This window comes from Phenylobacterium immobile (ATCC 35973) (assembly GCF_001375595.1).
GTDB classification, from domain to species: domain Bacteria; phylum Pseudomonadota; class Alphaproteobacteria; order Caulobacterales; family Caulobacteraceae; genus Phenylobacterium; species Phenylobacterium immobile.
In genome coordinates this window covers 2,271,822-2,288,833 of the sequence record NZ_CVJQ01000001.1, presented here as the reverse complement: position 1 = coordinate 2,288,833, position 17,012 = coordinate 2,271,822, and the positions used below count along the sequence as shown (strand labels likewise).

Annotated in this window: 19 protein-coding genes and 1 tRNA gene; 10 read left to right on the top strand and 10 right to left on the bottom strand. The window is 68.0% G+C overall.

The window, feature by feature from the left end; translation table 11 throughout:
- Positions 1 to 36 precede the first annotated feature (36 nt).
- Genes BN1313_RS11245 through BN1313_RS11235 form a run of 3 tightly spaced genes read left to right on the top strand, consistent with a single transcriptional unit; the run spans position 37 to position 2,267 of the window.
- Positions 37 to 663: a glutathione S-transferase family protein gene (locus tag BN1313_RS11245; RefSeq protein ID WP_091740484.1), complete on the top strand. Its 627-nt coding sequence runs from the start codon at positions 37 to 39 to the stop codon at positions 661 to 663.
- A complete protein-coding gene (locus BN1313_RS16755; RefSeq protein WP_091740481.1) occupies positions 664 to 1,320 on the top strand; it encodes a Type 1 glutamine amidotransferase-like domain-containing protein in 657 nt (218 codons plus the stop codon).
- On the top strand, positions 1,317 to 2,267 hold the full coding sequence (locus BN1313_RS11235) for a D-2-hydroxyacid dehydrogenase family protein (RefSeq protein WP_218054350.1): 951 nt from the start codon (positions 1,317 to 1,319) through the stop codon (positions 2,265 to 2,267). Before BN1313_RS16755 ends, BN1313_RS11235 begins: the two co-directional genes overlap by 4 nt.
- On the opposite strand, the gene BN1313_RS11230 is transcribed toward BN1313_RS11235, so the two are convergent.
- The gene (locus tag BN1313_RS11230; protein WP_245620170.1) at positions 2,264 to 3,352 is read right to left on the bottom strand and encodes a serine hydrolase domain-containing protein; all 1,089 of its coding nucleotides are present in this window, start codon (positions 3,350 to 3,352) and stop codon (positions 2,264 to 2,266) included. The two genes, BN1313_RS11235 and BN1313_RS11230, sit on opposite strands and share 4 nt — an antisense overlap.
- A 45-nt stretch (positions 3,353 to 3,397) precedes the next feature.
- Here BN1313_RS11230 and BN1313_RS11225 point away from each other — a divergent pair, with 45 nt between their 5' ends.
- The gene (locus BN1313_RS11225) at positions 3,398 to 4,249 is read left to right on the top strand and encodes a PhzF family phenazine biosynthesis protein (protein ID WP_091740475.1); all 852 of its coding nucleotides are present in this window, start codon (positions 3,398 to 3,400) and stop codon (positions 4,247 to 4,249) included.
- Positions 4,250 to 4,257: 8 nt separating this feature from the next.
- Here the strand turns inward: BN1313_RS11225 and BN1313_RS11220 are convergent, their stop codons facing one another.
- The 5 genes from BN1313_RS11220 to BN1313_RS11200 all read right to left on the bottom strand — a co-directional run bounded on the left by BN1313_RS11220 (position 4,258) and on the right by BN1313_RS11200 (position 8,173).
- Positions 4,258 to 6,072, bottom strand: coding sequence for an aminopeptidase P family protein (locus tag BN1313_RS11220; protein WP_091740472.1), 1,815 nt, complete (start codon positions 6,070 to 6,072; stop codon positions 4,258 to 4,260).
- A gap of 45 nt (positions 6,073 to 6,117) precedes the next feature.
- The gene (locus BN1313_RS11215) at positions 6,118 to 6,495 is read right to left on the bottom strand and encodes a hypothetical protein (RefSeq protein WP_091740469.1); all 378 of its coding nucleotides are present in this window, start codon (positions 6,493 to 6,495) and stop codon (positions 6,118 to 6,120) included.
- 110 nt (positions 6,496 to 6,605) lie between these two features.
- On the bottom strand, positions 6,606 to 6,788 hold the full coding sequence (locus tag BN1313_RS11210; RefSeq protein ID WP_091740465.1) for a hypothetical protein: 183 nt from the start codon (positions 6,786 to 6,788) through the stop codon (positions 6,606 to 6,608).
- Between the two features lie 53 nt (positions 6,789 to 6,841).
- Positions 6,842 to 7,705 carry a 50S ribosomal protein L11 methyltransferase gene (locus tag BN1313_RS11205; RefSeq protein ID WP_091740462.1) on the bottom strand — a complete coding sequence of 288 codons (864 nt, stop codon included), beginning with the start codon at positions 7,703 to 7,705 and terminating at the stop codon, positions 6,842 to 6,844.
- Between the two features lie 42 nt (positions 7,706 to 7,747).
- Positions 7,748 to 8,173: a hypothetical protein gene (locus BN1313_RS11200; RefSeq protein ID WP_141653126.1), complete on the bottom strand. Its 426-nt coding sequence runs from the start codon at positions 8,171 to 8,173 to the stop codon at positions 7,748 to 7,750.
- Positions 8,174 to 8,331: 158 nt separating this feature from the next.
- Between BN1313_RS11200 and dksA the strand changes: the two genes are divergently transcribed.
- Both dksA and BN1313_RS11190 read left to right on the top strand, forming a co-directional pair.
- Positions 8,332 to 8,751 (top strand): RNA polymerase-binding protein DksA, encoded by a 420-nt coding sequence (gene dksA, locus BN1313_RS11195; protein WP_091740456.1) that lies wholly within the window; start codon positions 8,332 to 8,334, stop codon positions 8,749 to 8,751.
- 59 nt (positions 8,752 to 8,810) lie between these two features.
- Entirely contained in the window at positions 8,811 to 10,478 is a 1,668-nt protein-coding gene (locus BN1313_RS11190; protein WP_091740453.1) for an NAD+ synthase, read from the top strand.
- On the opposite strand, the gene BN1313_RS11185 is transcribed toward BN1313_RS11190, so the two are convergent.
- Positions 10,475 to 11,071 carry an LOG family protein gene (locus BN1313_RS11185; protein WP_091740450.1) on the bottom strand — a complete coding sequence of 199 codons (597 nt, stop codon included), beginning with the start codon at positions 11,069 to 11,071 and terminating at the stop codon, positions 10,475 to 10,477. The two genes, BN1313_RS11190 and BN1313_RS11185, sit on opposite strands and share 4 nt — an antisense overlap.
- Before the next feature lie 142 nt (positions 11,072 to 11,213).
- Between BN1313_RS11185 and BN1313_RS11180 the strand changes: the two genes are divergently transcribed.
- From BN1313_RS11180 to BN1313_RS11165, 4 genes are all read left to right on the top strand, one after another.
- The gene (locus tag BN1313_RS11180) at positions 11,214 to 11,969 is read left to right on the top strand and encodes a hypothetical protein (RefSeq protein WP_091740447.1); all 756 of its coding nucleotides are present in this window, start codon (positions 11,214 to 11,216) and stop codon (positions 11,967 to 11,969) included.
- Complete coding sequence (locus tag BN1313_RS11175; RefSeq protein WP_091740444.1) at positions 11,966 to 13,801, top strand: ABCB family ABC transporter ATP-binding protein/permease; 1,836 nt, start codon at positions 11,966 to 11,968, stop codon at positions 13,799 to 13,801. Before BN1313_RS11180 ends, BN1313_RS11175 begins: the two co-directional genes overlap by 4 nt.
- Positions 13,802 to 13,812: 11 nt before the next feature.
- Entirely contained in the window at positions 13,813 to 14,256 is a 444-nt protein-coding gene (locus BN1313_RS11170) for a VOC family protein (RefSeq protein ID WP_091740441.1), read from the top strand.
- A 65-nt stretch (positions 14,257 to 14,321) separates the two neighbouring features.
- Positions 14,322 to 15,155 carry an aldo/keto reductase gene (locus tag BN1313_RS11165; RefSeq protein ID WP_091740438.1) on the top strand — a complete coding sequence of 278 codons (834 nt, stop codon included), beginning with the start codon at positions 14,322 to 14,324 and terminating at the stop codon, positions 15,153 to 15,155.
- A 3-nt stretch (positions 15,156 to 15,158) separates the two neighbouring features.
- Here the strand turns inward: BN1313_RS11165 and BN1313_RS11160 are convergent, their stop codons facing one another.
- The 3 genes from BN1313_RS11160 to BN1313_RS11150 form a co-directional block, all read right to left on the bottom strand.
- A complete protein-coding gene (locus tag BN1313_RS11160; protein WP_091742625.1) occupies positions 15,159 to 15,434 on the bottom strand; it encodes a YjhX family toxin in 276 nt (91 codons plus the stop codon).
- Positions 15,435 to 15,639: 205 nt separating this feature from the next.
- Positions 15,640 to 16,731: an alpha/beta fold hydrolase gene (locus tag BN1313_RS11155; RefSeq protein ID WP_091740435.1), complete on the bottom strand. Its 1,092-nt coding sequence runs from the start codon at positions 16,729 to 16,731 to the stop codon at positions 15,640 to 15,642.
- 124 nt (positions 16,732 to 16,855) lie between these two features.
- Positions 16,856 to 16,931: transfer RNA gene (locus BN1313_RS11150), tRNA-Asn, on the bottom strand.
- Positions 16,932 to 17,012 lie beyond the last annotated feature (81 nt).

The following is a 17,012-nucleotide window of genomic DNA, read 5'->3' as shown; positions in this document are numbered from 1 at the left end:
AAGCTGAGGGCAAGCGCCGCCTGTCGAAGGACCCCCATGATCGTCGTCCACCACCTGAACGATTCCCGCTCCCAGCGTATCCTGTGGCTGCTGGAGGAGCTGGGGCTGCCCTATGAACTCCAAGTCTACCAGCGCGACGCCAAGACTCGTCTTGCGCCGCCGGCGTTGCTGGCGGTCAATCCGCTGGACAAGTCCCCGGTGATCACGGACGGTCCGCTGACGTTGATCGAGTCCGGGGCGATCGTCGATCACATCATCCGCCGGCATGGGGGCGGGCGCCTCGCGCCGGACGTCGCCAGCGCGGATTACGATCTCTACCAGCAGTGGCTCCATTACGCCGAGGGCTCCGCCATGCTGCCGCTGATGCTGAACCTCTATGTTGGACGGCTGGGCGAAGCGGGGGCGCCGCTCAAGTCGCGGATCGACGGTGAGATCGCCAATCACCTGTCCTTCATCGAGCACGTTCTGGATGGCCGGGCGTTCTTTGTCGGCGATGCGTTGACCGGCGCCGACATCCAGATGAGCTTCGTGCCTGAAGCGGCGCGCGGCATGGGCGTGCTGGCCGACTATCCGAACCTGGACGCCTGGATCGACCGTATGCACGCTCGGCCCGCCTGGCAGGCTGCGGAGGCGCGGGGCGGCGCCTACGGGGTCGGCCGTTAGATGAAGCTCTATCTGTCTTCCCACCGCATGGGCGACCGCTTTGAAGAGCTGGTGGCGGCCCTGCCGCGGGGCGCTGAGGTTGCGGTGGTCAGCAACGCCGTCGACCATGTTCCTGACGTGGAGCGGCAGGCGTACGCCGATCAGGCGTTCGACGTCCTGGCCACTTTCCGTGAGCGCAAGCTGAAGCCCTACGAACTTGATCTGCGGACCTATTTCGGCCGTCGCGCGATCCTGTTCGCCAATCTGAAGAGCACGCGGCTGATCTGGGCGACAGGCGGCAATTCCTTCCTCCTGCGTCGCGCGATGCGGCAGAGCGGCCTCGACGACATCATCCGCCGCCGGATCGACGAGGGATCGCTGATCTATGGCGGCTGGAGCGCGGGCGCGGTCGTCGCCGGGCCGGACCTTGCGGGCATCGAGCTGATGGACGACCCCGCCGTCGCGCCAGAAGGCTATGCGGCCGAGCCGGTATGGCAGGGCCTGGGGCTACTCGACTACACCATCGTGCCGCACTACCGCTCCGACCATCCGGAAGCCCCGGCCGCCGAGCGCGCCGCCCAGGCCATGCTGGAGCGGGGCCAGCCTTTACGGACGCTGCGCGATGGCGAGACGGTGATCGTCCAGGCGGGGCAGGGAAGGGTGAGGAGATCGGCGTGAAGATCGCAATTCTGGACGACTATCAGCAGCTGGCCCGACGGTTCGCCGACTGGTCCCGGTTGTCGGCCGATCATGAGATCTCGGTCTTCGATCGCCATCTGAGCGAAGACGAGGCGGCGCAGGCGCTCGCGCCCTTCGACATCGTCTGCCACATGCGCGAACGCATGGCCTTCCCGGCCCAGCTGATCGCCGCCCTGCCGAACCTGAAACTGATCGCCATCACCGGCAGGGGGCATCGCACGCTGGATTTGGAGGCGGCCAAGGCGCGCGGCGTGACGGTTTGCGGCACAGACATGCGGCCGGGCACGGGCGGGGCGACCACCGAACTCGCCTGGGGGATGATCCTGGCCGCCCAGCGCCACATCGTCGAGGAAGCCCAGGGCATGAGGCAGGGCGGCTGGCAGACAACCGCCGGCGCGCAGGTGGCCGGCCGTACCCTGGGGGTGCTGGGGCTCGGCCGCCTGGGTCGCGGCGTGGCGCGCGTGGCGCAGGCGTTCGACATGCGGGTGATCGCCTGGAGCCAGAACCTCGCCGCCGAGGCCGCGCGAGCTGTCGGCGTCGAGCGCGTCGAGAAGGATGAGCTGTTTCGCCAGTCCGACATCCTCAGCATCCACCTGGTGCTGAGCGATCGATCCCGGGGCCTGGTCGGCGCTGAAGACCTGGGGCGGATGAAGCCGGGAGCTCTGCTGGTGAACACCTCGCGCGGACCGATCGTCGAGGCCACGCCCTTGCTGGCCGCGCTGCGGTCCGGCGCGATCCGTGCGGCGCTGGACGTCTTTGATGAGGAGCCGCTGCCCGTGGATGATCCGCTGCGCACGGCGCCTAACGTCCTGCTGACCCCGCATCTTGGCTATGTGACCGAAGAGACCATGCGCGGCTTCTACGAGGACACGGTCGAGAACATCGCGGCGTTCCTGGTGGGCCAGCCCATGCGCGTGGTGGGCTAGGTCGCGCCAAGCGCCGCCGCGGGGATAATCCCGTCTGACAGCAGGCGGTGGAGCGACTGGATGTGATCGCGTTCGCGCGCGGCGGTGGAAACGGAGGTCATGACGACGGTGAGGGCCAGGCTCGGCGCGACGTAGACCATCTGGCCGCCGTAGCCCCAGCCGAAGCGCACCGGGTGTTCGCCGACCTGGGCGATGAACCAGCCGTAGCCGTACTGATTGCCGCTCCAGGGTGAGACGGCGCGCGGCGTCCAACTGTCGGCGATCCAGTCTCGCGGGATGACCTGGGCGCCGACCACGCGGCCGTCGTTGCGGTAAAGCTCGCCGAAACGGGCCAGGGCGCGCGGCGACAGCAGCATGTCGTTGCCGCCGAAATAGACGCCTTGCGGATCGGCGGGCCAGGGCGGGATGGTGATTTCCAGCGGCCCGCCCAGCCATTCGCGGGCAAGCGCCAGGCTGCTGCGCTTGGACGCGTGCGTCAGGATGGCCGACAGCAGATGGGTGTTGCCGGTGGAATAGATCATCCGCCCGCCGGGTTCATCGACGAAAGGCTGGGCCAGGACATAGCGCACCCAGTTTTTGCTGGAGACCCAGCGGCCATAGAATTCGCCGGACGTGCGCTGCAGGCCCGAGCGCATGGACAGCAGGTCGCCGATGGTCAGGCGGCCGAGGCGGGGGTCCGGATTGGCTGGCGCGTCGGCGGACAGGACGGAGAGCACGGTCTGGTCCGCGCCCGTCAGCACCCCCTTGGCGATGGCGACGCCGACCAGGGCGGACATCACCGACTTGGAGGCCGACTTGATGTTCACGGGCCGCTCCAGAGGCGGGTCGCCGTTGAAGCGGTGCTCGGCCAAGGTCTCTCCGTGGCGCAGGACCAGCAGGGAACGGATCCGCGGCAGGGCGGCGGCGGCTGTGACCGTCGCGGCCATACGCGTCGGGTCGAGGCCGCGGGTTTCTAAGCGAGGCGTCGGCGTGACCTGGTCCGCCGGCTGAGCGGAGCAGGCGCTGAGCGGCGCCATGGCTGCGGCGCCGCCGATGAGGATGGCTTGGCGGCGCGAGAGTGCGATTGGCGAGAAGGCTGGGTTCATGTTTGCTGGAGCCTCCACGCCAATTCCGCCGAAAGCTGGCCCGGTATGTTTCGCAATTACAAGGTCGTCGACGTCTTCACGAGCACGCCGCTGCTCGGGAATCCGGTGGCGGTGGTGCTGGACGCGGAGGGGCTGACGACCGCGCAGATGCAGGCGATCGCAGGTTGGACGAACCTGTCGGAAACGACGTTCCTGCTGCCGCCGACGTCGCCGGAGGCGGACTATGCCGTGCGGATATTCACGCCGGTGGACGAACTGCCCTTCGCCGGCCATCCGACGTTGGGCAGCGCGCATGCGGCGCTGGAGGCGGGGCGGGCGAGCGCCCGTGGCGGCGTCCTGGTGCAGGAATGCGCCGTGGGGTTGGTGCGATTGAGCGTCGGCGACAGGTCCCTGGCGTTCGAACTGCCGCCGGCCGAGATGGCCAGCCTGCCCGAAGCCGATGTCGCGACATTAGAGGCCGTGCTCGGTGCGCCGATCCTGGCGGGGTCGACGCCGGCGATGGTCAACGTCGGGCCGGTTTGGTTGGTCGCTGAACTGGCGGACGCGGCCGCCGTGGTCGGGCTGGAGCCGGACTATGGCGCGATGGCCCAGTTTGAACGACGGATCGGCGCGACCGGGATCACCGTCTCCGGCGCCGGCGCAGACGGCGTCGAGGTCCGCTCTTTCGCGCCATCGTCCGGCGTCAACGAAGACCCCGTCTGCGGCAGCGGCAACGGTAGCGTCGCCGTCTATCGATTCCGGCGCGGTCTCTTGCCGGCGCAGGGCGGAGCTTATGTCGCGGCGCAGGGCCAGCGTGTGGGCCGGGCTGGTCGCGTCGACGTCACCGTCGGGCCGGAGGGCGCGGTGACGATCGGCGGGGCCTGCGTCACCGTCGTCGAGGGCCGGCTTGCGGTCTAGATCATGGTCTAGATGGGGGCGCAGGCCAGTTCCAGCCACGCGCGGACGTCGTCGGGAGCGTTCGGGCCGACGATGTCCATGACTTTCGCGTGGTAGGCGTTGAGCTGCGCCAGTTCGCCGTCGGTCATCAGTTCGCGCACGACGAGGCGGCGGTCGATGGGCGCGAAGGTCAGAGTCTCGAAGCCCAGCATCGGCCGCTCGCCGCCTGGGATCGGGGCGGCTTCGGTGACGACCTGCAGGTTCTCGATGCGGATGCCGTAGCCGCCTTCCTTGTAGTAGCCGGGCTCGTTCGACAGGATCATGCCGGGCTTGAGCGCCACGGCCGATGGCGACTTGGATATCCGTTGCGGCCCTTCGTGCACGCCGAGATAGGAGCCGACGCCGTGGCCGGTGCCGTGGTCGTAGTCGAGGCCGTGGGCCCAGAGCGCCTGGCGGGCCAGGACGTCGAGCGCCGAGCCGGTGGTGCCGGCCGGGAAGCGCACGGCCGCCAGCGCCAGGTGGCCCTTCAGCACCAGGGTGAAGCGCTCGGCCATCTCGCGGCTCGGCTCGCCGATGGCGACGGTGCGGGTGACGTCGGTAGTGCCATCGAGATACTGGGCGCCGGAATCGACCAGCAGGAGCGCGCCCTTTTCGGCCGACTTGTTCAGCCGGGCGGTGGGTCGATAGTGGACGATGGCCCCGTTGGGGCCGGCGCCGGCGATGGTGTCGAAGGACAGGTCCTTCAGCAGGCCGGTCTCTTCGCGGAAACCCTCCAGCTTGCGCACGGCGGTGATCTCGTCGGGCGGGTTGTTCTGCCCTTCGGTCGCCAGCCAGTGCAGGAAGCGGGTGAGCGCCACGCCGTCGCGGGCGTGGGCCCGGCGGGTTCCCTCGATCTCCACGGCGTTTTTGGCGGCGCGGGGCAGGGCGCAGGGGTCTTCGGCCCGCAGCGTCCGGGCGCCGGCGCTCTCCAGGGTCTCGAAGAACCAGGCCGATGACTGGGCCGGATCGACCAGCACGCTCTTGCCGGCGAGGCCGACGAGCGAGGAGGCAAGATCGTCGGGCTTGGCCAGGCTGACCTCATTTCCGAGCCACGCGGGCAGGTCCGGCGTCACCTTCGCGGGGTCGAGGAACAGCACGGCCGTGCCGTCGGCGCGGAGGATCGCCTGGGACAGAGGCAGAGGCGAGCGGATGACGTCGCCGCCGCGAATGTTGAACAGCCAGGCGATGGAGGCCGGCGCGGTGATGACGGCGGCGTCGGCGCCGGCGGCCTTCAGGCTCTCGCCCAGCCGGGCGCGCTTGGCCGCGGACTCTTCGCCGGCGTACTCGATGGGGTGGGGCACCACCGGAGCGACGGGCTGGGCGGGACGCTCAGCGCCCCAGGCCTCGTCCAGCGGGTTGGCGGCGACAGCCTTCAGTTCAGCGCCGGCGCGGGCGGCGGCCAGCTTGAGACGGGCCAGCGCATCGGGGCTGTGCAGGCGCGGATCATAGCCGATCGACTGGCCCTTGGCGGCTGCGGTGGTGATGTAGGCGGTCACGCCGCCGTCGACGAGGTCGCGGATCTCGAAGGTCGCGGCGTCAACCTGATCGCGCACCTGCAGAGTGTAGCGGCCGTCGACGAAGATCGCCGCCTTGTCCTGAAAGATCACGGCTGCGCCGGCTGAACCAGTGAAGCCAGTGGCCCAACCCAGGCGGTCGTTAGCCTCGGGCAGATACTCGTTTTGGTGCTCGTCCTCGTGCGGCACGAGGAAGGCGTCCAGACCCTGGCGCGCCATGGCCTGCCGGATCAGCGGCACATGGCGCGGGCCGAAGGACGGGTCGGTGCTTTCGCTGAAGGTCTGGCGCATAGGGAAGATGTAAGCGCTTCCGCAGGCGTGCGCCAAGCCTTGCGGCTATTGCGGCGTGACGGGCTCGGTGGTCGAGGCGTCGGCGGCCATGTCGTCGGCGGCGTTCGCCGTGGCGCGGGCGGCCTGGGCGGTGGTGTTGGCGGCGGCTTGCGTCGCCTGCGCGGCCTGGTCGGCGGCGCTACGCGCGGCCTGGGTCGCCTGGGCCGCGGCCATCTGGGCCGAGGCGGTGGCGGCGTCGAGGGTGGCTTCCGCCGCGCCCTGGTCGCGGGCGGCCTGCAGGTCTGCCTGGTTCCGGTCGGCCGAAAGCATGTAGCCGACGATGGCCACGGCGATCACGGCCACCAGGGCGGCGATCCACCAGCTGGCGGTCCCGCGTTCCTTGCGGATCACGACCGTCTCAGGGGTGTGATGGATTTCGGTCATTTCGGCTTCTCCGCATCGCAGCCGCGGCGACCGCCCGTGCAGGCGCCGCTTGGCCGTCGAAAGCCGAACGTGGTTTTGCGAACTCGGTTCCTCCCGGGACGCGTGAGTCCTCAGTGTCCGGACTTCGGCCCAGCTATGGTCTTGCCTTCGCCCTTGTGCATCTCGGCCTGATTGCGATCGTTCACCAGCACGTAGGCGAGCGCGATCGAGAAAACGACCCCGGCCAGGAAAAGCAGCCACCAGCCGAGCAGGCTCGGTTCTTTGCCCGAAGTATTGTCCGTGGTGTCCGACATGGCCGTGCCTCCAATTTGCTTTTGGTGATCTTTTACAGGGCAGGCCGACGGCCTCAAGGCCGTTTCAACACCAGGGCGGACCAGGCGTCGCGGCGAAGACGCCGAACGAGGTGGAAGCCGCGCGAACGGTATGCGGCGAACACCCGCCGTTCCTGGGTCCGCAGCAGGCCGGAAAGTATCGCCAGGCCGCCGGGCTTCAGCGCGTCGCGGATGTCGCTGGCCAGGGCCACCAGCGGCGGGGCGAGGATGTTGGCGAAGACCAGGTCGTAGGGGGCGGACACGCGCACCTTGCGGTCGTTCAGGCCCCAGGCGTGGACGAAGCGCGCGTCGGACCGGTTCAGCGAAGCGTTCTCATTGGCGATCCGCACGCTGGGTCGGTCGATATCGGTGCCGACGGCGACGCGGCTGCCGGTGCGCGAGGCGGCGATGGCCAGAACCCCCGTGCCGCAGCCGACATCCAGGACGCGGTTGAAGCTGCGGCGCTTGAGCAGGGTGTCATAGGCCAGGAGGCAGCCGACGGTGGTGCCGTGGTGTCCGGTGCCGAAAGCGGCGCCGGCCTCGATACGCAGGTTGACCGTCGACGGCGGCGCGAGGCCGCGGTCATGGGCGCCATAGACGAAGAAGCGGCCGGCCCGCACCGGCGGCAGGCCCGACAGCGCCATCGCCAGCCAATCCGCGTCGGCCAGAACCTCGGTGGCCACGCGGAGTTCGAACCCCGCAAGGACGGCTTTGAGCGCGGCGGCTTCCTCGTCGCTCGTAGGGAAGGCGTCGATGCGCCAGACATCGTGATCCTCGTCTTCCTCGAGGATCGAATAGGTCAGCATCTCGGTGGCCGGTTCGGCGTCGATCGCCTCAGCGGCGGCCTCGGCGATGGCGCGGGGGCCGTGGGCGATGATCTGGTAGGCGTCGTCAGTCATGACCCGCCTGTTAGCCCCAGGGCGGGTCGAAGGCGAGGGGGATCAGCCGAGGTCTTCGGGGTCCTGGACACCAGCGGCGGCCTGGTCTTCCGTCTCGGCCGGGGTGAAGGCCTCCGGCGGCGCGTCGCCGGGCTCATAGCGCTCGGCCGGTTCGTCCATTTCGTGCGGTGGGTCGTTGTAGGTGACGAAGACAGGCTGGGCGGGGATCACCTCATAGCGCTCGGGCTCGCTGATCCGGGTCCAGTCGGTGCCATAGACGTAATCCGGCGCCTTGCCGCCGGAGATGTATGCTGTCTGGGCGATCTGAAGGGGACTGTCTTCGAAGGGTCCGGCCACGCGGGCGTCGCCGCCGGCGTAATATTGCGGTCCGGCCGGACGGGCGCCCATTTCCAGATCGGGTTGCATGGCCGCCCCAGACATCACGCCCAGGCTGGCGGCTGCGGCGATCCCTGCGAGTAGTGTCTTCACGGGCCACCTGTCGCGGCTGCTGTTCCTGCCCCTTTAGCGCGGGGCCGAGGCGTTTGGTTCATAGCGAAGGTGAAGAGTTTACGAACGCGTTGAATCCAACCCGCGTTTTGTATATGCCCCGGCCACGTGTCCCGGGCGGCGTGGGCGTGAGGTATTGCATGGATACGGCCATTGATCTGGCTGGCTATCGTCCTTCAGAAGACGAAGAGTTCATGAATGAACGTCAGCTTGAGTACTTCAAGAAGAAATTGATCGGCTGGAAAGAAGAGATTCTGCATGAATCTCGCGAGACGGTCACACATCTCCAGCTGGAGACCGAGAATCATCCGGACATCGCCGACCGTGCGTCGTCGGAGACCGATCGATCCTTGGAATTGCGAACGCGGGACCGTCAACGCAAGCTTATCTCCAAGATCGACGAAGCGCTGAGGCGCATCGAGGACGGCTCCTACGGCTACTGCGAAGACACCGGCGAGCCGATCGGCGTGGCCCGACTGGACGCGCGACCGATCGCCACGCTGAGCCTGGAAGCCCAGGAACGCCACGAACGTCGCGAGCGCGTGCACCGCGACGACTGACTGAGGCCTCATGCGGCGGCAGGGTGGCCCAAGAGCCTGGGTCGCGCTAAATCCGCTGCATGTTGGATCGTCTAATCATCGCCGCCGTACAGGCCAACCCCACTGTCGGCGCGATAGCGCGCAACGAAGCGCTAGCGCGCGACAGGCTGCGCGAGGCGGCTGCGGCGGGGGCGGATATCGCGCTCTTCACCGAACTCTTCCTCACCGGCTATCCGCCGGAGGATCTGACCCTCAAGCCGGCGATCTGGCGCGACGGCAAGGCGGCTGTCGAGCGCCTGGCCCTGGATACGAAGAACACCTGCGCTGCACTGATCGGCGTCATCTGGCCGCCCGCCGAGCCGACGGGTCGTCCGCGCAATGCGCTCGCTTATTTGGCGGACGGCGAGATCAAGGGCCTGGCTTTCAAGTGCGACCTGCCGAACTACGGCGTCTTCGATGAGAAGCGGGTCTTCGAGCCGGGCCTCGGTCCCGCCGTCTTCGACTTCAAGGGCGTGAAGATCGGCGCGCCGATCTGCGAGGACATCTGGTCGGACAAGGTCTGCCTCGACCTCAAGGCCCACGGGGCGGAGATGCTTTTGGTCCCCAACGGCTCGCCCTACCGGCGGACGGCCGACGACGAGCGCCAGATCGTGTCGCGGGCTCGTGTCGCGGAGACCGGCCTGCCGATGCTCTATGTGAATCAGGTCTGTGGTCAGGACGAACTGGTGTTCGATGGCGGCTCCTTCGCTCTGAACGCTGACGGCGAATTCGCCATGAAGCTCGCTATGTTCGAAGAACGCCTGGCTCTGACCACGTGGGAGCGCGGACCTGACGGCTGGTCCTGCATGGACGCGCCGATGGAGGCCTGGTGCGCGGGGGCGGAAGAGGTCTACCGGGCGATGACGCTCGGCCTGCGCGACTATGTCACCAAGTCGGGGTTCCCGGGCGTATTGCTGGGTTTGTCGGGCGGGGTGGATTCGGCGATCGTCGCGGTCGTCGCGGCCGATGCGCTTGGCCCGCAGAACGTCCGCTGCTTCATGTTGCCCTCGCCCTACACCAGTCAGGACAGCCTGGACGACGCCGCCGATCTTGCGGCCCGGATCGGGGTCCAGCTGGACGAGATCTCGATCGCTCCGGCGATGGCGGCCTTCACTGAGATGCTGAAGCCGGTGTTTGGCGATCGCGCGCCCGACCTGACGGAAGAGAACATCCAGGCTCGCAGTCGGGGCCTGGCCCTGATGGCTATCTCCAACAAGATGGGGGCGATGCTGCTGACCACCGGCAACAAGTCGGAAATGGCGGTGGGCTACGCCACCCTCTATGGCGACATGTGCGGCGGCTACAATGTGCTTAAGGATCTCTACAAGACCGACGTCTATGCGGTCTGCGAGTGGCGCAACGCCAACGATCCCTTCGGCGTCGCCGCAGAGCCGATCCCGCTGCGCATCCTCACCAAGCCGCCGTCGGCGGAGCTGCGGCCCGATCAGAAGGACCAGGACAGCCTGCCGCCCTATGAGGTGCTCGACGCCATTCTCCACGGCCTCGTGGAAGAGGAGGCGACCTTGGACGAGATCGTGGCGCGCGGCTTTGAGGCTGCGACGGTCGAACGGGTGCAGCGGCTGCTCTACGGGTCGGAATACAAGCGTCGGCAGGCGCCGCCCGGCGTGAAAATCGGAGCACGGGCTTTCGGCCGCGACCGACGCTATCCGATCGTCAACGGGTTCAGAGACCGCGTCGGCGAAGGCTAGCCCTTCTCCACGACCACCGCGTCGGGCGGCGCCGGCAGGTTCGGGGCCGCCAGCAACGCCGGCACGATCTCACCCACCGTGGCGACGGCCTTCCAGGCGTCCATGAAATCCGGCGGCGTCAGGCGCTCGTCGACGGTGTGTTGAAAGAGCGCGAACAGGGTCTTCCAGAAGTCGCGGGGATTGTAGAAGACCACCGGTTTGGCGTGCAGGTCGAGGCGGCGCCAGGAGAGCAGTTCGACCACCTCCTCCAGAGTGCCGATGCCGCCCGGCAAGATAACAAATCCGTCCGACTGCTCGAACATCATCTGCTTGCGCTCGTGCATCGAGCTGACGACCACGGTTTCGACCTCGTCGTAAGCACGCTCCTTGCCGATCAGGAAGTCGGGAATGACGCCCAGCACCTCGCCGCCAGCCTGGTGTGCGGCGCGCGCGCAAGCGCCCATGAGGCCCACGCCGCCACCGCCATAGACAAGGCGGAGATTTGCGTCGGCCAGCGCCCGACCCAGGTCGGCGGCGCCCCTCAGGAACGCCGGATCCGCCGCGTCTGCCGACCCGCAGAATACGCAGATCGACCTGGGAGCGTCGGGGTGCATGTGGAGACTCCGGAACGAGGCGCAGCGCTTGCGGTGGATCGGGGAAAGGTCGATTAGCTATGTGTCAGCGGCGAGGATTCAAGCAAGCGTGGGCAGTAAATGGCGTTCGGCGGCGGCTTGCCTCCTGCTTCTGACAACGGCCTTGACGACGGCGTGCGCCCCCAAGCCCGGCGAAACGGCCTCGGCGAGCCAGGCCGCTGACGCCCAGGCGGAGGCCGGCAAGGCCTATGTCAGATCGCCCGCGGTGAGCGCTGTGCGCCTGGAAGCGGGCCGTCTGGTGCTGAGCGGCCGGGCCGCGCCCAATGCGGCGGTTCGGTTGGCCGCGCCCGGTGGCGGCGAGGCTTTCGCCCAGGCCGACGGCGAAGGCGCCTGGAGCCTCCAGCTACCGGCCTTGGCTACGCCGGCGATCTACGGCGTCTCCGCCGAAAGCGGCGGGCGGCGGCTGCAGGGCGAGGGCTACATCCTGCTCACGCCGCAGGGCGAGGCCGCGCTGCTGCGATCCGGCGCCGGCGCCGTGCGCCTTGACCGCCAGGAGCCCGGGCGGATTGGGGCCATCGACTATGACGCAGGCGGGCAGGCCGTCGTCTCGGGAACTGCGCCGGCGGGATTGACGGTGTCGCTCTACCTGGACCGCAAGCGCGTCGCTGAGGGCCGGGTTGACGCCGCCGGGCGCTACAGCATCGCCGTGCCGCAAGCTCTGGCCGCGGGCGCGCACCGGCTCGAAGCCTCCGGCGTCAGATTCGCCGCCGTCGCCGCCTTTGAGCGGACCCTGGCGCCGGGTCTGACCGCAGGGCCGTTGCGGACGTCGCCGACGGCGACCGGCCTGCGCGCCGACTGGCTGACGCCCGGCGGCGGCGTGCAGACAACGGTGCTCGTCCGCGAAAGCCTGCCTAAATGAGCTATCACCACGGTTCGAGCGGTCCTGACGCCCCGATCGGCGTCAAGGCCAAATCCGGCTTCTGGGAGGCCATGGCCGACCTGTGGGGCCTTGTCATGCGGTCCGGCGCGCCCTGGCTGCGTACGCGCCTCGGGGCGGCGCTGGCCTTGGTGTTGATCGGCAAACTCGCCGGGGTGTGGGCGCCCGTCATGCTGGGGCAGGGGATCGACACCCTGACGCCGGCCGCGGCGGGGCTCGGCGTGGTGGTCGGCCTGTCGTTCGCCATCTACGCCGTAGGCTTTGCGGCGCTGCGGCTGGTGTCCGCGGCCGCGCCCTTCGCGCGTGACGCGATCTTCACGGCGGTGTCGCAGGCGACCATGGCGCGCGCAGCTGTGGAGAGCTTTGGCCACGCTCTGTCGTTGTCGCTCGATTTCCACCAGTCCAAGCGCACTGGGACGCTGGCGCGGGTCATTGAACGCGGCGCGCGCTCGACCGACTTCCTGATCCGCAGCGTGGTGTTCAACCTGGGTCCGACGGCGGTGGAACTGGTGATGGCGACCACCGTCCTCGCGATCCGGCTCGACTGGCGCTTCGCCGTCACGGCCTTCGTCACGGTGGTCATCTATACGATCATCACCTTCCGCATCACCAACTGGCGGCTCGAGCATCGCCGCGCCCTGAACGCCGCCGACAGCAAGGCTGCGGGCCTCTCTGTGGACGCCCTGATCAACTTCGAGGCGGTGAAGACCTTCGGATCCGAGCAGCGTTCGGTCGCGGCCTATGGCGAGGCGATGAACGACTATGTCACGGCCTCCGTTCGCTCGAACAACTCGCTGAATTTCCTGAATATGATCCAGGCCGTGGTGTTGAACGCCGGCCTGGCGATCATGACGGTGATGGCGGGCTATTCGGTCAGCGCCGGGCGCATGGGGCTGGGCGACATCACCACCGCCACCCTGCTGTTGATCGGTATCTATGGCCCGCTGAACCAGCTGGGCTTCAACTATCGCGAAATCCGCCAGGCGTTCATCGACATGGAGCAGATGCGCGAACTCACCGACCGCGCGCCGGATATCGTCGAGGCGGCTGAGCCCAAGAGCCTGCCGCCCGCGCGCGGCGCCGGGGCAGCGGTGGTGTTCGACGCGGTCTCGTATCGCCATGACGCCCGCTCGACCGGTCTAAGCGAGGTGAGTTTCATCGCCGAACCCGGCACGACCACGGCCTTCGTCGGGCCCTCGGGCGCGGGCAAGACCACCGCCGTGCGCCTGGCGCTCCGCCTGATCGATCCGCAGGCAGGGCGCGTCCTGCTGGACGGCGTCGACCTTCGCGAGGTTCGGCAGGCGGACCTGCGCAGCGCGGTGGCGCTCGTGCCGCAGGATGTCGCGCTGTTCAACGACAGTCTGTTCGGCAACCTGGCTTTCGCTCGGCCGGGCGCCTCGCCTGCCGAGGTGCGCGCCGCAGCTGAGTCCGCTGAGCTGGGCGCCTTCATCGATGGCCTGCCGGAGGGCATGGAGACCCTGGTTGGCGAGCGCGGCCTGAAGCTCTCCGGCGGCGAGCGCCAGCGGGTCGGCATCGCCCGTGCGCTCCTGGCCAACCCCCGCCTGCTCATCCTTGACGAGGCGACCAGCGCCCTGGATGGGCCGACGGAAGCCCAGATCCAGGAGACTCTGCGCAAGGCGCGGGCAGGTCGCACGACCCTCGTGGTCGCCCACCGTCTTTCGACTATCGTTGACGCTGACCAGATCCTAGTGCTCCGCCGCGGCCGGATCGTCGAGCGGGGGACCCATGCGGACCTGCTGGCGGAAGGGGCGGAATATGCAGCGTTGTGGCGGCGCCAGACGCGCGAAGCTTAGGGAGTAAGATATTGAAATATATGCATACGATGGTCCGGGTTCATGACCTGGACGCCTCCCTCGCCTTCTATTGCGAGGGCCTCGGCCTGACGGAAGTGCGCCGCATGGAGAACGAAGCGGGCCGCTACACCTTGGTTTTCCTCGCCGCCCCGCAAGACCTGATCGACGAACGTCCCGGCGAGGCGCCGCCGCTGGTGGAGCTGACTTACAACTGGGAGACCGAAGACTACGGCGGCGGCCGCAATTTCGGGCACCTCGCCTATGAGGTCGACGACATCTACGCCACCTGCCAACGGCTGATGGACCACGGTGTGACGATCAACCGGCCGCCGCGGGATGGCCGCATGGCATTCGTCCGGTCGCCCGATAACATCTCCATCGAGCTGATCCAGACTGGTGAGCGTCTCATCCCGGCGGAACCTTGGACATCGATGCCGAACACCGGCGTCTGGTAGCGGATCAAGCTTGAGCGCGATGGGCCATTCGATATGGTCTATAGATATACCTTTCGGAGAATCTCATGGCTCAGCAGCCCACCCTTCGCCTCAATGATGGAAGCGATATTCCTCAACTGGGCTTCGGCTTCTGGCAGGCGCCGGCGGATATCGCCGCCGAGGCTTGCGCCAACGCGCTGAAGGCCGGCTACCGCCACCTCGACACGGCGATGATCTACGGCAACGAGGCCGGTGTCGGCGAGGGCGTGAAGGCCTCGGGCGTGGCGCGCGAGGAGATCTATGTCACCACGAAGCTATGGAACCCCGACCAGGGCTTCGAAAGCGCGCTGGCGGCCATGGACAAGAGCCTGGACCTGCTCGGCATGGACTATGTGGATCTCTACCTGATCCACTGGCCGGCCCCGCATCTCGACAAGTATGTCGACAGCTGGAAGGCGCTCATCCGCTTGAAGGAAGAGGGCAAGGCCAAGGCGATCGGCGTCTCGAACTTCACGGCCGAGCACCTGGACCGGATCATCGGCGAGACGGGCGTGGCGCCCGCGCTGAACCAGATCGAGTTGCACCCGCTGTTCCAGCAACGCGACATGCGGGCGATCGACGAGGCGCGCACGGTGGCCACACAATCGTGGAGCCCGCTCGGTCAGGGCGGCGCGTTGCTGAGCGACCCGACGATCCTGGCGCTCGCCAAGAAACACGGCAAGACCGCCGCCCAGGTGATCATTCGTTGGCACTTGGACAGCGGCCTGATCGTCATTCCGAAGTCGGTTACGCCGAGCCGCATCGTCGAGAACTTCGACGTCTTCGACTTCAGCCTGGACGCTGACGACATGGCCGCCGTCGCCGCGCTCGACTCGGCGGACGGCCGGATCGGTCCAGATCCTGCGACGGCGGCCTTCTAAGGCTCACCACCGCTTGGGGCCGGTTCGATTGTCGAGCTGGCTCCTGAGGTTGGCCAGACCCTCCCGGGTGATCCGGTAGGGCTGGCCGGCCAGGCTGGCGATGAGGCGCTTGCGCTTCAGGCTCCTGAAGACGGCGAGATCGCAGTCTCCCAGGCGCCACCCGTCGCGAGTGAGGCACTCGGCGTCGGTGATCAGACCGTCGCCATCGCGTTCGAGGATGATGCGTCCGCCCTGCGCCAGGGCGTGCAGCGTGCGCTGCTGCGGTTTGGAAATGTTCAAGGGATTGTCTCGGATCGAGGCGTACGACAACGCGCCCGCAAGGGAGCGCGGGTGAAGACGGGCCTGGATGCGTGAGGCGTTCGGCGGCTCTGGAAGAACCACCCCGGCGGCGCTTAGGCCCGGACCTCGGAGACAATCTCGGACATGAACCTCATCCCGTGAAATCGGGGATCAGCCGACTATAGGCGAAGCTTGCGGCGGGAGGCTAGCGGGTGAGCGGCAGGACCTTTTCGACGAGGCTGACCAGCGTCTTTCCCGGCTCTTCTTCGAAGGGCATGTGCGCCGACTCCTCGAACCAGACGAGCGTCTTGGACGGGGCCTGGATCGTCTCGTACCACTCGGCCAGAATGGTCGACGAAGTTCCGCGGTCGTGGCGGCCCTGCAGGAAGACCACGGGCGCCTGGAACCGGTTGCGGGCGGTGAAGTCGACCATGGCCAGCTCGGGCCACATCTGGCGGGCGCTGTCACCCTCGCCGGCGCGGCGAGCGGCGAGGTCGGCCGCCGTGTCGTTGGGGCTGAAGGCGGCGACGGCGTCGCTCGTTCCCGTTCCGCGGCGCCAGTAGTAGCCGTCGTATTCCGCCAGCCAGCGGCGCTCGATGCGCAGGCCCTCATAGTTGCGCTCCGGGCGCCTTGGATCGGGGAAGGGTGCGATGGACTCCAGTTCGGCCACCGCCTGGACGTTGCCGGCGGCGCGGGCGGCGGCCAGGGTCTGTTGGTAGCCCAAGGCCTCGTTGCGCTCGAAGGCGACAAACTGGCCCATGCCGACGTAGGCCGAAAACCACTCCGGGCGGCGCTGCACCAACTCGACCCCCAGGATCGTGCCGAAGGAGTGCCCCATGACGGCGATGCGATCCTTGCCGTAGGTCGAGCGCAGCCAGGCGGTCAGTTCCTCGGCGTCGTCGACCATGCGCTTGACGGTGAGGGGGGGGGTCACCACGGCGGGGTCGTTCGCCGCGCGGGTCTTGCCGGCGCCGCGCTGGTCCCACTGGACGACGGTGAAGTACTCCTCCCAAGTCCGCATGTAGGCGAAGTCGAGGGGCGACAGGGTGAAGCCTGGCCCGCCGTGAAGAATCAGCAGGATCGGGCTCGTCCGATGGCGGCCGCGGACGGAGACCCACTGGTCGATGCCGCCGATCTTCAAAAGGCGCTGCTCGTTGACGCCGTCGTCGGTGACGATTCTGCCGGTCTCGCGGAAGACCGCAGCGGGAGTCGAGGGCTCCGCCGCATGGCTCGCCGCAGGGGCCAGGACACAGAGGCCCAAAAGCAGCGCCGGCGCCGCAAGACGTGTGAAGAGCATGGCCGTCCTCCCGCTATTTTTGGTCAGACTAGCCAGAATATGGCGGGCGGCACGTTACTTCGCCGAAAGGCCGCCGCGCCTTACGGCGGGCGTGCTTCGCATCAACGTTGGCGGAAGGTCTCGATGGCTCCCCGAGCAGGACTCGAACCTGCGACAAGTCGGTTAACAGCCGACTGCTCTACCAACTGAGCTATCGGGGATCAGGCCGTCGAGGGCGCGCCTATACGCTGCTGCGAGCGGACGTGCAACCCGGGTTCGCGATCGTTGGAGGCGCGCGCGCC

Excerpts from the sequence above, each read along its gene's own strand:
- dksA (WP_091740456.1), top strand. The coding sequence starts at position 8,332 with ATGGATACGGCCATTGATCTGGCTGGCTATCGTCCTTCAGAAGACGAA.
- BN1313_RS11215 (WP_091740469.1), bottom strand. The coding sequence starts at position 6,495 with ATGACCGAAATCCATCACACCCCTGAGACGGTCGTGATCCGCAAGGAA.
- BN1313_RS11190 (WP_091740453.1), top strand. The coding sequence starts at position 8,811 with ATGTTGGATCGTCTAATCATCGCCGCCGTACAGGCCAACCCCACTGTC.
- BN1313_RS11225 (WP_091740475.1), top strand. The coding sequence starts at position 3,398 with ATGTTTCGCAATTACAAGGTCGTCGACGTCTTCACGAGCACGCCGCTG.
- BN1313_RS11185 (WP_091740450.1), bottom strand. The coding sequence starts at position 11,071 with ATGCACCCCGACGCTCCCAGGTCGATCTGCGTATTCTGCGGGTCGGCA.
- BN1313_RS11245 (WP_091740484.1), top strand. The coding sequence starts at position 37 with ATGATCGTCGTCCACCACCTGAACGATTCCCGCTCCCAGCGTATCCTG.
- BN1313_RS11175 (WP_091740444.1), top strand. The coding sequence starts at position 11,966 with ATGAGCTATCACCACGGTTCGAGCGGTCCTGACGCCCCGATCGGCGTC.
- BN1313_RS16755 (WP_091740481.1), top strand. The coding sequence starts at position 664 with ATGAAGCTCTATCTGTCTTCCCACCGCATGGGCGACCGCTTTGAAGAG.
- BN1313_RS11220 (WP_091740472.1), bottom strand. The coding sequence starts at position 6,072 with ATGCGCCAGACCTTCAGCGAAAGCACCGACCCGTCCTTCGGCCCGCGC.
- BN1313_RS11205 (WP_091740462.1), bottom strand. The coding sequence starts at position 7,705 with ATGACTGACGACGCCTACCAGATCATCGCCCACGGCCCCCGCGCCATC.
- BN1313_RS11210 (WP_091740465.1), bottom strand. The coding sequence starts at position 6,788 with ATGTCGGACACCACGGACAATACTTCGGGCAAAGAACCGAGCCTGCTC.
- BN1313_RS11165 (WP_091740438.1), top strand. The coding sequence starts at position 14,322 with ATGGCTCAGCAGCCCACCCTTCGCCTCAATGATGGAAGCGATATTCCT.
- BN1313_RS11155 (WP_091740435.1), bottom strand. The coding sequence starts at position 16,731 with ATGCTCTTCACACGTCTTGCGGCGCCGGCGCTGCTTTTGGGCCTCTGT.
- BN1313_RS11230 (WP_245620170.1), bottom strand. The coding sequence starts at position 3,352 with ATGAACCCAGCCTTCTCGCCAATCGCACTCTCGCGCCGCCAAGCCATC.